11 protein-coding genes are annotated in these 12,714 nt (G+C 58.3%); 4 read left to right on the top strand and 7 right to left on the bottom strand.

The genetic code is table 11. From position 1 onward, the window contains the following. Positions 1-173: 173 nt before the first annotated feature. The 5 genes from V9K67_RS20250 to V9K67_RS20230 form a co-directional block, all read right to left on the bottom strand. Positions 174-554 carry a PH domain-containing protein gene (locus V9K67_RS20250; protein WP_336725648.1) on the bottom strand — a complete coding sequence of 127 codons (381 nt, stop codon included), beginning with the start codon at positions 552-554 and terminating at the stop codon, positions 174-176. 113 nt (positions 555-667) lie between these two features. Beyond that, the gene (locus V9K67_RS20245) at positions 668-2,053 is read right to left on the bottom strand and encodes an efflux transporter outer membrane subunit (RefSeq protein ID WP_336725647.1); all 1,386 of its coding nucleotides are present in this window, start codon (positions 2,051-2,053) and stop codon (positions 668-670) included. Positions 2,054-2,169: 116 nt separating this feature from the next. After that, positions 2,170-5,346 carry an efflux RND transporter permease subunit gene (locus V9K67_RS20240; protein WP_336725646.1) on the bottom strand — a complete coding sequence of 1,059 codons (3,177 nt, stop codon included), beginning with the start codon at positions 5,344-5,346 and terminating at the stop codon, positions 2,170-2,172. Positions 5,347-5,445: 99 nt separating this feature from the next. Then, a complete protein-coding gene (locus tag V9K67_RS20235) occupies positions 5,446-6,624 on the bottom strand; it encodes an efflux RND transporter periplasmic adaptor subunit (protein ID WP_336725644.1) in 1,179 nt (392 codons plus the stop codon). A gap of 71 nt (positions 6,625-6,695) precedes the next feature. Further along, positions 6,696-7,325, bottom strand: a complete 630-nt coding sequence (locus V9K67_RS20230; RefSeq protein ID WP_336725643.1) for a TetR/AcrR family transcriptional regulator — start codon at positions 7,323-7,325, stop codon at positions 6,696-6,698. A gap of 256 nt (positions 7,326-7,581) precedes the next feature. Here V9K67_RS20230 and murB point away from each other — a divergent pair, with 256 nt between their 5' ends. Beyond that, on the top strand, positions 7,582-8,601 hold the full coding sequence (gene murB / locus V9K67_RS20225; RefSeq protein WP_336725641.1) for a UDP-N-acetylmuramate dehydrogenase: 1,020 nt from the start codon (positions 7,582-7,584) through the stop codon (positions 8,599-8,601). Between the two features lie 44 nt (positions 8,602-8,645). Beyond that, the gene (locus tag V9K67_RS20220) at positions 8,646-9,305 is read left to right on the top strand and encodes an NAD-dependent epimerase/dehydratase family protein (RefSeq protein WP_336725639.1); all 660 of its coding nucleotides are present in this window, start codon (positions 8,646-8,648) and stop codon (positions 9,303-9,305) included. A gap of 82 nt (positions 9,306-9,387) precedes the next feature. On the opposite strand, the gene V9K67_RS20215 is transcribed toward V9K67_RS20220, so the two are convergent. Both V9K67_RS20215 and V9K67_RS20210 read right to left on the bottom strand, forming a co-directional pair. After that, entirely contained in the window at positions 9,388-9,546 is a 159-nt protein-coding gene (locus V9K67_RS20215; protein WP_336725637.1) for a hypothetical protein, read from the bottom strand. Positions 9,547-9,551: 5 nt separating this feature from the next. Next, entirely contained in the window at positions 9,552-9,884 is a 333-nt protein-coding gene (locus tag V9K67_RS20210; protein ID WP_336725636.1) for a winged helix-turn-helix transcriptional regulator, read from the bottom strand. Positions 9,885-9,976: 92 nt separating this feature from the next. Between V9K67_RS20210 and V9K67_RS20205 the strand changes: the two genes are divergently transcribed. Then, complete coding sequence (locus tag V9K67_RS20205) at positions 9,977-10,795, top strand: SDR family oxidoreductase (protein WP_336725634.1); 819 nt, start codon at positions 9,977-9,979, stop codon at positions 10,793-10,795. 113 nt (positions 10,796-10,908) lie between these two features. Then, complete coding sequence (locus V9K67_RS20200; RefSeq protein WP_336725632.1) at positions 10,909-12,069, top strand: tyrosine-type recombinase/integrase; 1,161 nt, start codon at positions 10,909-10,911, stop codon at positions 12,067-12,069. The last annotated feature ends 645 nt before the right edge of the window (positions 12,070-12,714 follow it).

Here is a 12,714-nt window from a genome sequence, read left to right as displayed (position 1 = left end):
ACCATTCGGTTTAAGGGTAAGCACTTGATAGCCCGGGTCCTGCATCCGCCCTTTCGGGGCAGCGGGCAAAACCTTAGGGTAAAATAGGAAAATATCGGAAAAAGAAAAAGCCCGTAACCGTAACCGGGACCGGGCTCCGGGTTTCAGGCTTTTATAACGGCTATGCCACTGCCCTACCGGAGTACATGGTTGGCCAGCACTTTTTGTAAGTCATAAATATTTACCGCCTTGCTGAATTGCTTGGTAATGCTGGGGGTGACCTCGCTGGAGATCCAGATCTTTAATTCGGCTTCCAGGTCGAAATGTCCCGTCGTTTCCACGCTGAACCGGGAAATGCTTTTATAGATCACGGACAGGTACTGGACCTTTTTGCCGGTCAGCCCCTGCTTGTCCACCAGGATCAGCCGCTTGTTGGTGAAAATGAAAACATCCCGAACGAGCTTAAAGCCGATCTCGATGGTTTCTTCGTCCGCCAGCAGTTTGCCATAGTCCTTGATCAGTTCTTCCGGCTGCGCCACGCCTGCGTTCCCGAATAAGGAAGAAAAAATGCCCATAGTTGGTTTCTATTTTAGGTTAATAATAGTGCAGAAGGACGAAGATTCCATAAAAAAAGCCTGTAGCCGGAAGGTGTTTCCGATTACAGGCCTTTAAATGGGTTTTCCCGATCTTACTTCCAGCCGCCGCCCAAAGAGCGGTACAGGTTCACCGTTGCCTGCAGTTGCTGCAGGCGGTCGTTGACGCTGCCCAGCTCGGCCTGCAGGAGGCTCTGGCGGGCGGTGATCACTTCGATGTAGTTGGCAAAGCCGTTGCGCAGCAGTTCTTTCGAATAATCTACCGACCGCTCCAGCGCCGTCAGCTGGTTGGTGCGCACCTGCATCTTTTCCACCGCCGTTCCGTAGAGCGAAAGGGCGTTGGAAACTTCCTGGCCCGCGGTGAGCAGGGTGCTGCGGAAGTCCAGCAAGGCGGCCTGCTGCTGCAGCTCCGCCACCGCCAGGCGGGTGCGGTTGAGCCGCTGGTTGAAGATGGGCTGCAACAGGCCCGCGCCGATGTTGGCAGCCAGGGCCTCGGGACTGAAAAACTGGCTGAGCTGGAGGCTGCTGATGCCGGCCGAACCGGTCAGGCTCAGCGTGGGATAGAAATAGGTGCGGGCCACGTTGGTCAGCTCAAAGGAGTAGCGCAGGTTTTGTTCGGCCTGCTGCACGTCGGGGCGGTAGGCCAGCAGCTGGGCCGGCACGCCGGTGCTCAGCACGGCGGGTTGCCGCTGGTCCTCCAGCCGCCCGCGGCGGATGGCGGCCGGCTCGCGGTTCAGTAAAATGCTCAGGGCGTTTTCGGTTTCGCGTACCTGTTGCTTCAGGTCGGGCAGGGTCACCTCGGCGGCATAGCGCTGGGCCTCGCTCTGCACCACGGCGGCCTGCGTGACGCTGGCGGCGTCCTTCAGGGCCTGCATGGTCTGCACGGTGGTGTCCCAGTTGCGGACGGTCAGCTCCGTGATGCCGATCTGCCGGTCAAGGGCCAGCAGGCTGTAATAATAGGTGGCGATGGTGGCCACCAGGCCGGTTTGCACGGTGCGCGCCGCCGCTTCGGTCTGCAGCAGGCTGGCGAGGCTGGCGCGGCGGTTGCTGCGCAGGCGGCCCCAGATGTCGGCTTCCCAGGCCGAGGTCAGTCCCAGCTGGTACTGGGTGGCATGGGTGCGGATGCCAAAGCCCTGGGCCACCGACAGGCGGGCGGCCGAGATGCCGGCATTGGCATTCAGCGTGGGCCAGAAGGCCGCCTGCGCCTGCTGGTAATAGGCCTGGGCCTGCCCGATGCGGGTATACGCCACTTTCAGGTCGAGGTTCTGGGCGATGCCCTCGGCGATCAGCCCCTGCAAAAACGTATCGGTAAACACCTGGTTCCAGCTGAGGCTGGCCATGGTCGTGGTGTCGGTGGTGTGCACCTCGCGGAACAGGCCGTCGCCCGGCGCTTCCGGGGCCTGGTAGGTTTTGGTGACCTTGCAGGAACCGATGATGAGGAGCAAAGCAAGTAAGAGAAAAGGAGAATAACGTTGGTTCATAATAGCTTGATTAAAACACCTGGCGTGCAATTCGTTCCGGACTTTATCCTTTTAAGAATGGGGGTAGGGGAGCCTCCCGGGGCCTTGCGGCCGCGGGAGGCTACGGGGCGCAGCGGCTAGTGGGCCGCCGCCGTCAGCCGGGGCTCGGTTTCGGCGGCTTCCGCTTCCTCCTCCGGGCCTTTCGGCGGGCCGCTGATCCTTTCCTGCAGCGACTGGAAGATGATGAACAGGATGGGGATCACGAAGACGCCGAAGATGGTCCCGATCAGCATGCCGCCGATGGCACCGGTACCGATAGAGCGGTTGCCGGCCGCGCCGGCGCCCTTGGACAGCATCAGCGGCACCAGGCCGAGGATGAAGGCAAAGGAAGTCATCAGGATCGGCCGCAGACGCGCTACCGCGCCTTCCAGGGCGGCCTGCACGATGGGCAGCCCCTGCCGCCGGCGCTCCGCCGCAAACTCCACGATCAGGATGGCGTTCTTGGCCAGCAGGCCCACCAGCATGATGAGGGTGATCTGCACGTAGATGTTGTTGGCGATGTCGAACATGTTGGCGAAGATGAAGGCCCCGGCCAGCCCGACGGGCAGCGACAGCAGCACCGCGAAGGGCAGGATGTAGCTTTCGTACTGGGCCGACAGCAGGAAGTACACGAACAGGATCACCAGCAGAAAGATGAAGACCGTCTGCCCGCCGGCCGACAGCTCTTCGCGGGTGATGCCCGAGAACTCGTAGCCATAGCCCTGGGGCAGGGTTTGCGCCGCCACTTCCTGCACCGCCTTGATGGCGTCGCCCGAGCTGAAGCCCGCCTTGGGAGCGCCCGTCACGCCAATGGAGGTGAACAGGTTGAACCGCGAGATGGCCTGCGGCCCGTATACCCGTTCCAGCGTGATGAACTCGCTGATGGGCGCCATGGTGCCGTTGGCGTTGCGCACGTAAATGTTGTTCAGCCCCGATTCATTGGCGCGGAACTGGGGCTCGGCCTGGTACATCACGCGGTACTGCTTGCCGAACTGGTTGAAGTTCGACGCATACACGCCGCCGTAATAGCCCTGCATCGTGTTGAGCACGTCGTTCACCGACAGGCCCGCTTCCTTCACCCGCGCCACGTTCACGTTGATCTGGTACTGCGGAAAATTGGGGTTGAAGGGCGTGGAGGCATACTGGATCTCCGGGCGCTGGTTGAGGGCCGCCAAAAAGTCGGTGCTGATCTTATAAAACTTGGCGATGTCGCCGCCGCTGCGGTCCTGCAGCTGGAACTCGAAGCCGCCGGAGATGCCAAAACCCTGGATGGTGGGGGCGGGGAAGAAGATCACCTTGGCGTCGCGGATGCCAGCGGTTTTGGCAAACATCTGCCCGATGATGGTCTGCACGTCATCGCCCTTGCCCTTGCGGTCGTGCCAGTGCTTCAGGCGCATGATCACCATGCCGTAGTTGCTGCCGTTGCCGCTGATCATGCCGCGGCCGGTGATGCGCAGCACGTTCTGCAACTGGGGAAAGGTGTTGGCCACCTTGGCGATCTCTTCCACCACTTCGGCGGTGCGCTCCTGCGAGGCGCCGGGCGGCAGCGAGATGTCGGACATCACCACGCCCATGTCCTCGTTGGGCACAAAGCCCGTGGGGGTGGAGCGCATCAGCAGCACGAAGGCCGCCATAAAAATGCCGATGCCGGCCAGGGCGATCCACTTGCGGGCCGAGAGGAACTGCACCGAGCGGCGGTATTTTTCCGTGGTGGCGTCGAAGGCGGCGTTGAAGCCGGCATAGAAGCGCTGCAGCAGGTTCTTCTTATGGCCGTCGCCGTGGTGGGGCTTGAGGAAGATGGCGCAGAGCGCAGGGCTCAGCGTCAGGGCGTTCACCGCCGACAGCACGATGGCAATGGCCAGGGTGAGGCCGAATTGTTTATAAAACACGCCCGCCGAACCGGTGATGAAGCTCACCGGCACGAATACTGCTGCCATCACCAGCGTGATGGAGACGATGGCGCCGGAGATCTCGCTCATGGCGTCGATGGTGGCCTTGCGGGCCGAGGTATAGCCCTGGTCGAGCTTGGCATGGACCGCTTCCACCACCACGATGGCGTCGTCCACCACGATGCCGATGGCCAGCACCAGGGCGAAGAGGGTCAGCAGGTTGATGGTAAAGCCAAACAGCCCCAGGAAAAAGAAGGTACCCACAATAGCCACGGGCACGGCAATGGCCGGGATCAGGGTGGAGCGGAAGTCCTGCAAAAAGATGAACACCACCAGGAACACCAGGATAAAGGCTTCGATCAGGGTATGGATCACCTTTTCGATGGAGGCGTCCAGGAATTCGTCGACGTTGATCAGCGTGGTGTACTTGATGCCGCGGGGAAAGTTTTTGGAGGCTTTTTCCAGCTCGGCCAGGGTGCCTTCGATCACCTCCTTGGCGTTGGAGCCGGCTGTTTGGGCGATGGCCACGCCGATGGAGGGCTTGTTGTCGGTCATGGAAAAGCTGGAATAGCTCTGTGCGCCCATCTCGAGGCGGGCGATGTCTTTCAGGCGCAGGATCTGGCCGGTGCCGGCGGAGCGGATGACGATATCGCCGAACTGTTCGGGGCTTTTCAGGCGCCCGCTGTACTTGATGACGTACTGGAACGACTGGTGGGCCTGCTCGCCGAACTGGCCGGGGGCGGCCTCGATGTTCTGTTCGGCCAGGGCGGCGCTGATGTCGGTGGGCACCAGGCCGTAGGAGGCCATCACGTCGGGCTTGAGCCAGATGCGCATGGAGTAGTCCATCTGGCCGAAGATGGTGGCGTCGCCCACGCCCGTGATCCGCTTGATCTGCGGCACCAGGTTGATGCCGGCATAGTTCTGCAAAAAGGTCTGGTCATAGGCCGGGTCCTCGCTGTAGAGCGAGAAGATCACCAGGTTACTGCTCTGCCGCTTCAGCACGGTCACGCCGGCGCGGGTGACTTCGGCGGGCAGCAGGGGGGTGGCGCGCGACACGCGGTTCTGCACGTTCACGGCCGCAAGGTCGGGGTCGGTGCCCAGCTTAAAGTTGACGGTCACGGTGGCGGTGCCGTCGTTGCCGGCCGAAGAGGTCATGTAGGTCATGTTCTCCACGCCGTTGATCTGTTCTTCCAAGGGTACCACCACGCTGTTCAGCACCACGTCGGCATTGGCGCCCTGGTAGGAGGCGGTGACCACTACCGTGGGCGGGGCGATGTCGGGGTATTGGGCAATGGGGAGGGTGATCAGTCCGAGTACGCCCAGGATCACGATCAGGACCGAGATAACGGTGGAGAGCACCGGGCGTTCGATAAAACGTTTCAGCATATACGATCATTTTCTCGAACCGGGCGCGCGGCGGGTAAGGCGGCGCTCCCGGTTGTTTTCTTTAAATAGGAGTGAGGAAGGAGGAGTTGGGAAAAGCCGTCAGGAGTGGCCGCCCCGCTGGAATACACTGTCGGTATTGATCTCCCGGGGCTTGATGGTGGAGCCTTCGTGCAGGCCGGCCACTCCTTCCAGCACGATGCGGTCGCCGGGGTTCAGGCCTTTATGGACCACGAAGAACTGGCCGTTGGGGCTGCCCGTCGCCTCGATGTTGGCGCTGCGCACCGTGCCGGTGCTTTCCAGCACGTACACGAAGCGTTTGCCCTGCACTTCATAGGTGGCCTTCTGGGGTACCAGCAGGGCCGAGTCCACGGTGTAGGGTACCCGAACGATGGCGCTGCTGCCGCTGCGGATGATGTTGCCCGGGTTGGGGAAGGTGGCCCGCATCCGCATGGAGCCCGTTTCGGTATTGATCAGGCCACTGGCGGTCTCGATGCGTCCCTGCTGGGGGAATTCCTCGCCGTTGGACAGGATGAGGGTGACCGGCGGCAGGGTGGCCAGCCTCGCCTGCATGGTGGCGCCGCGGGTGGTGGTGGAGAATTCGAGGATCTCCTTTTCGTTGACGGAGAAGTAGGCGTAGATGTTGCCGATGTTGGAGACCGTGGTCAGGGGCTGGGCGGTATTGCTGCTCACCAGGCTCCCGATCTTGTAGGGGATGGTGCCCACCACGCCGTTGACGGGGCTGGTGACCGCGGTGTAGCCGAGGTTGGTGCGGGCGTTGGCCAGCCGGGCCTGGGCCTGGGCCAGGGCGGCGAGCTTGGCCTGCATGTTGTATTCGGCCGCTTCCAGCTCGTATTGGGAAATAATGTCCTTTTCCACCAGGGGGCGCACCTTGGATACCTGCATGCGGGCGGCGTTCACGTCGGCCTGGGCGATCTTGATGTTGGCCTGGGCGGTGCGTACTTCCTGTTCGTACTGGGGCGCGCTGATGCGGAACAGCAGCTGGCCCTTGCGCACGGTGGCGCCTTCATCCACGTGGATGGACTCGATGTAGCCGTCCACCTTGGGGCGGATCTCGATGTTTTGCTGCCCTTCGATGGTGGAAGGGAAGTCGGTGTGCAGGGTGGTGGTGCGCGGGGTGATGGTGATCACCGGGTAGTCTTTCACCACCTCCTGGGCCCCGGCGGCGGGGGTGGGCTTTTCACTTTTGCCTCCGCAGGAGGCCAGGAAAAACAGGAGGAGGATTGCGGCAAGGGATCCGTTGGGTATTCTTTGGCTCATGGTCACGTTTAATTGAAATATCGATAGTTGATGGTTCCGGTTTCCAGGGCAGGTAATCGTCAGGGTTTTCGTCAGTGTCCCGAGGGGGCGGGCGCCCTTTCCGGGAAGACCAGGGACAGGATCAGCTTTTTCCGTTCCTTGTATAAGCGGTCAAAGGTGGCGTCGTCCAGGTGGAACAGGTTTTGATAAATAGGCCGGGCGAGCAGGGGGTAGGCCATCAGGCCGAACAGGCTCATATAAAATTGTACCGGGTCCATTGGGGGGATCGTGCCCTTGTCCATTTCCGACTGGATTTCGGCCAGGAAGCGTTGGATGCGGTCTTCGCCCCCGGGCATTTTGATAAAAAGTTCTTCGTATTTGCCGGGGTCCTGGGCCAGCTGGAGCACGAGGAAGGTTTCCAGGTAAGGGGCTTCCACCAGCTGGTCGAAGTAGGCGTTGATGAAGCTTTCGAGCTTTTGGCGAAAGGGTTCCTGCGATTCGATGGCGGCATGGAGGCCTTGACGCAGTTTTTGAAAAGCTTCCTGGAAAACGGCGGTGAACAGGGCATCGCGGGAGCGGAAATAATAGTGCAGCAGGGTGCGGTTCACCCCGGCGGCATCGGCGATGTCCTGGGTGGTGGCCCGCATTTTTCCTTCTTTGAAGAAAATCCGCTTGGCCGTTTCCCTGATGTGGTGTTCCGTTTTACAGTCCTTGACAGGCATTTACATCTTTGTTTGACAAAATTGTTAAACACAAAGGTAAAGGTTAAGGGCAGGGAGATTCTTAATGATTTCTAAAAATTTCCGCAAACTGCGGACCGCGGTTGGTGTCCGGGAGTGGCCACAAAAAGAGGGCCGGGATCGCTTCCGGCTGTCCGGGCGTGCTGCCGGCACGGAGGGCGCGGGGCGGGGAGGAAAGGCGGCTTCCGATTTCCGGCGGCCGCAACGCCGGGTGCGCTAATCCTTTAGCTTTGCGGCCATGACCATCCAAGAAAACGTTTCGCTCCGTCCTTACAATACCTTTGGCATCGACGTCCGGGCAAGATACTTTGCCGCCTTCTCCTCCCGGGAAGAGCTGTCGGAACTGCTGGAGGCCCCCAACCTACAAACCACCCGCCACCAACCGCTTATTCTCGGCGGCGGCAGCAACCTGCTCTTTACCGGCGACTTCGACGGGCTGGTGCTGAAAAACGAGCTCGGGGGCATCGAAAAAGTGCGGGAAGACGAGGACTTCGTGTACCTGAAGGCCGGGGCGGGGGAGGGGTGGCACCGCTTTGTACAGTACTGCCTGGCCCATGAGTATGCCGGGGTGGAGAACCTGTCGCTGATCCCGGGCAACGTGGGCGCCTCGCCCATGCAGAACATCGGGGCGTACGGGGTGGAGATCAAGGATGTGTTTGAAGAGCTGGAGGCCTTCCACCTGCAGGAAAAATATACCCGGATATTTACACGCGAAGCCTGCGGCTTCGGCTACCGCGAAAGCGTGTTCAAGCGGCAGTACCGGGGGCAGTTCGTAATAACTTCCGTCACCTACCGGCTGCGCAAGAAGCCCGTTTTCAACACCTCCTACGGCGCCATCGGGCACGAGCTGGAGGCTATGGGCGTCAAAGACCTGAGCATACAGGCCATCGCGCAGGCGGTGATCAACATCCGCACCTCCAAGCTGCCCGACTGGCGGGAAGTGGGCAATGCCGGCAGCTTTTTTAAAAACCCCACCATCCCCAACGAACAGTTCCAGGCTATTCATAAACACCATCCTTCGATGCCTTATTATCCAAGTGGCGAAGCCACCAAGCTGCCGGCGGGCTGGCTGATCGAACAGTGCGGCTGGAAGGGTTTTCGCAAAGGCGATGCCGGCTGCTATCCCAAGCAGGCCCTGGTGCTGGTGAACTACGGAAGCGCCACCGGCGGCGAGGTCTTCGAATTGAGCGAAAAGATCATCCGCTCGGTGCAGGAAAAATTCGGTATTGAGCTGGAGCGGGAAGTGAACATCGTCTAACCGCCTTATTTTTTACCTTGAGCAAAAGCCCCAATTGATCGATGATGGAACCGAACCAACTTAAAGTGATCCTCACCGGCGCTACCGGAATGGTAGGCGAAGGCGTATTGCTGGAGTGCCTCCAAAACGACCAGGTATCGGAAGTGCTGATCGTCAGCCGGAGGCATTACGACCTCGTGCATCCGAAGCTCAAAGAGCTGATCGTGCCCGACTTTTTCCGGATCGAAGAATTCAGCGAACAACTAACCGGGTATGATGCCTGCTTTTATTGCGCCGGCGTCAGCTCCATCGGCATGAAGGAAGCGGAGTATACCCGGATCACCTACGACACCACCCTGCATGTGGCCAAAGTGCTGCTCCGGTTCAATGCCCGCATGGTGTTCACCTTCGTTACCGGCGCGTATACGGACAGTTCCGCCAAAGGGAAGGTAATGTGGGCAAGGGTAAAAGGCAGGACCGAGAACGACCTGATGCAATTGCCCTTCAGGGGCCAGTACAATTTCCGGCCGGGGTTCATGAAGCCCTTCCCGGGGCAGAAGCATGTAAAAGCCATTTTCCGGCCCATTATCTGGCTGTACCCGAAACTGTTCCCCGGCAGCTCGCTAACGATGCAGGAAGTAGGGCGGGCCATGATCTGGGTGGCGACGGCAGGTTTCCGCAAGCAGGTGCTGGAAGTGAAGGATATTAAAAAGCTGGCAAAATAATTCGAGGCCATGGTCCGGCGGCTGCTTTCCGGGTGTTTCTTCCTGGTAACGCTTTCCGGCCTCCTGTTTTCTTATACCTGCTCTATGCCGGGGGCGGCCCTGCGGCGGTGACGGTTGCCTTGTACAGAAGGCGCTGCTGCTTTTGGGGTGGGCCGGGCTGCTGCTCTTGTTTCCGCTGCTCGCGGTTGCCGCCCGGAAGCTGCGCCGGGGGAAGGCAGGGGCCGCCGGCCGTAAGGAGCACTTCGTTTATTTACCCCGGATCCGGTTGCGGTGTTCCCTGCCCCACTGGATCATTTCCGTAATAATGCGGCCAAAACTCCGGCAATAGTCGGTGGATTCGTATTCCACCAGTACCGGCGGCCCGGGATGCACCGTCCGTTTGACCAGGTGGTTCAGCTCCATTTCCTTTAATTCCTTCGACAGCATCCGGGTGGTGATGCCCGGGATGCTGCGTTCGATCTCCCGGAACCGCTTGTTGCCGTTGCAGATGGAATTGATAATCGGCAGCCGCCATTTCCCTCCCAGCACATAGATCGTGTCCTGCAGCGCTTGCCGCTCCTCGGCCTGGTTTCTTTCCATGGTGAACTTTTTTTACTGGTATACTCTGTTATACTGGTTACAAAGTTATACCATTAAGGGTCTACCTTTGCATCAGATCAAAAAAACGGAAAATGAGCAAAACGATTTTTATTACCGGAACCAGTTCCGGTCTGGGCAAAGCGACGGCTAGGTACTTTGCCGAACAGGGGTGGAATGTGGCCGCTACTATGCGTACCCCGGAAAAGGAAACAGAGCTGACGCGGTACGGGAATGTCAAAATATTCAGGCTGGACGTAACCGATGTGGCGCAGGTAAAGGCGGCCACGGAGGAGGCCATTGCTGCTTTCGGGAAAATAGACGTGGTGGTGAACAATGCGGGCATGGGGGTATACGGTGCGCTGGAGCTGGCCCGGGAGGCGGACATTGACTGGCAGTTTGCGGTGAATGTACGCGGGGTGATCAATGTGATCCGGGCCTTCCTGCCCCATTTCAAGGCCAACGGGGGTGGAAAATTTATCAATGTGAGTTCCTTTATGGGGCTGACCACGGCGGTGCCCCTGGGGTCCCTTTACAACATGTCGAAGTTTGCCCTCGAAGGGTTGACGGAAGGGTTGTATTACGAGCTGAAGCCCCTGAATATTTCGCTCCACCTGGTCGAGCCGGGCGGTTCCACCGACAACAATTTCGGAAAAAATATTGCCTGGAGCAGCGACAGCCAGATCCGGGATTACGATGGGATTACAGAAAAGCTGCAGCAACTGATGGCTTCCTCCGATCCTTCCCTGCGGGATGATATTTTGGTGTTGGTAAAAGCGATTGCCGGCCTGGCTACCGGGGAAAGCAGCCGTTTCCGGACGGTGATCGGTAAAGCCGGCAATGACCTGATGGCCCTCCGGAATAGTGTACCTATTGAAGATTACCTTGAAAAGATAGCTGCGTCCTTTGCCTGATGCGGTCTCCACTGACCGATGTGCTCCGGATATATTTGGCATAAACATGGAAAATAATATCCATGTTTATGCTAAAATATTTAGTAAATTGGTCCTTCTAAACCTTTGAGCCTATGGTGCCGCAACTGACGCTCCGCCCGCTCTACCACAAGGCGCAGGAGTCTATTGCCCTCTATACTACGGATAGTGCCTTAAATCGCCTGATCCGGCAAATCAGGGCCATTCGGTGGACGCAAACCCACCGCTGCTGGTACTTGCCGCTTTCCAGGGAAAATTACCTGCTGGTTACCGGCATGCTTCGGGACAGCGCAACTATCGATGCGGAGCCTTTAAAGAATTACCTGGAGCAGCGAAAGGCGGTGCAGCCAATCCTCAAAGAAGGGCGGATTTCCAAACAAAGAGCTGGCATTATCCTGGAGCATCCCCTGAGCGCTGAAAACCTGGAAGCGTTTACCCGCTTCCAGGCTATGATCCAATTAAAGGGCTACAGCCGCAATACGCTGAGAAATTATAGCAATGAATTTCACCACCTGCTGCGCCTGTTGGGAAAGGTGCCGGTTTCTTCTCTTGCAAAAGGGCATGTTCAGGAGTACCTGCTCTGGCTGATAAAGCAGAAGAAGTATAGCGAGGTGCATGTGCATACGGCGGTCAATGCCCTGAAATTCTATTTCGAAAAGGTGGAGGGGAGGGGGCAGGAGTTTTATGACCTGCCGCGGCCTAAAAAGCCTTCCAAGTTACCGCAGGTGCTGGCGGAGGGAGAGGTTGTCAGCCTCCTCATGAAGACCGGTAATCTGAAGCATCGGGCACTCCTGATGACGTCTTATAGTGCCGGGCTAAGGGTAAGTGAGCTGGTGGGCTTAAAAATCGGCGACATTGACTCGAAGCGCATGATGATTCATATCCGCTGCGGCAAGGGCAAGAAGGATCGCATGGTGCCGCTTTCCCCCCTGCTGCTGGAAACCCTGCGCGCTTATTTTACGGCCTATCGGCCAAAGCAATACCTGTTTGAGGGGGAAAAGGGAGGCCCGTATAGCACCCGTAGTGCGCAAATGGTCCTGCATGCCGCCAAAGAGGCGGCTGGTATCCATAAGGCGGGCAGTATTCATGGTCTTAGGCACAGCTATGCCACCCACCTTTTAGAAGGGGGAACCGATATCCGCTATATCCAAAGCCTCCTGGGGCATAACAGCATGAAGACCACCCTTCGTTATACCCAGGTCAGCCGTGTGAAAGTGGAAGCGATTGGCAGTCCCCTGGACAAATTGCCGTGGTAAGGCCACGAGGTTAGGGAGGGCAGCGGCGGCGGCAGTAAGGGGGATGTTCGGAAATAAATAGCTGATGATGCCGTGGAAGGATGATGAAGGGTAGGGGGCGGCGCAGGAGGGAACAATATTAATGGGCAAAGGCAGGGGAAGGGATTGATAACCTGTAAGTTTCAGCATATTACTTTTGCCGGCAGGCGGGGCTTTGTTTGGGAAAAGGCGAACATTTTTATCCGGGGTCCGGATGGACTATGACAACCTGCTGGGACAACGCGCTCGTTTCGGTATATTATTTATCTTTAACCGCGCCATAAAGCTGGGTTGTGACCCAGGTGGCGAAGCTTTGTGCAGACCGTTCCGGGGTAGCGGCAGATTTCTTTGCGCAGAATGGGTATTCCCTTTGTTGATGGGCATGTTTGTTTTAGGGAGAGTTGCGTTTTTAAAGTATCTGTATTGAATGGGGCGGTTGCGCATTGGAAATAATAATACTCCAAATACGAAACCGGGAGTAATTGATTTTATGGAATTTAAAGGCTATAAGCCGGGCCGGCGCAAAAATGTTTAACTTCGGATAATAAGCCGTTAGCCGACACTTATGAATCGATCCGTCCTTTTAATTTTGGTATTGTCGCTGTCCGCCTGGAGTATACAGAGTTG

It is taken from the genome of Huijunlia imazamoxiresistens, assembly GCF_037132455.1.
In the GTDB taxonomy this organism is placed as follows: Bacteria; Bacteroidota; Bacteroidia; order Chitinophagales; family Chitinophagaceae; genus Flavisolibacter; species Flavisolibacter imazamoxiresistens.
Note: the sequence above shows the minus strand (reverse complement) of the source record. Positions and strands in the feature narration are given on the sequence as shown.

Coding starts and splice junctions, on each gene's coding strand:
- murB (WP_336725641.1), top strand. CDS start 7,582: ATGACCATCCAAGAAAACGTTTCGCTCCGTCCTTACAATACCTTTGGC.
- V9K67_RS20200 (WP_336725632.1), top strand. CDS start 10,909: ATGGTGCCGCAACTGACGCTCCGCCCGCTCTACCACAAGGCGCAGGAG.
- V9K67_RS20250 (WP_336725648.1), bottom strand. CDS start 554: ATGGGCATTTTTTCTTCCTTATTCGGGAACGCAGGCGTGGCGCAGCCG.
- V9K67_RS20210 (WP_336725636.1), bottom strand. CDS start 9,884: ATGGAAAGAAACCAGGCCGAGGAGCGGCAAGCGCTGCAGGACACGATC.
- V9K67_RS20245 (WP_336725647.1), bottom strand. CDS start 2,053: ATGAACCAACGTTATTCTCCTTTTCTCTTACTTGCTTTGCTCCTCATC.
- V9K67_RS20240 (WP_336725646.1), bottom strand. CDS start 5,346: ATGCTGAAACGTTTTATCGAACGCCCGGTGCTCTCCACCGTTATCTCG.
- V9K67_RS20205 (WP_336725634.1), top strand. CDS start 9,977: ATGAGCAAAACGATTTTTATTACCGGAACCAGTTCCGGTCTGGGCAAA.
- V9K67_RS20230 (WP_336725643.1), bottom strand. CDS start 7,325: ATGCCTGTCAAGGACTGTAAAACGGAACACCACATCAGGGAAACGGCC.
- V9K67_RS20220 (WP_336725639.1), top strand. CDS start 8,646: ATGGAACCGAACCAACTTAAAGTGATCCTCACCGGCGCTACCGGAATG.
- V9K67_RS20235 (WP_336725644.1), bottom strand. CDS start 6,624: ATGAGCCAAAGAATACCCAACGGATCCCTTGCCGCAATCCTCCTCCTG.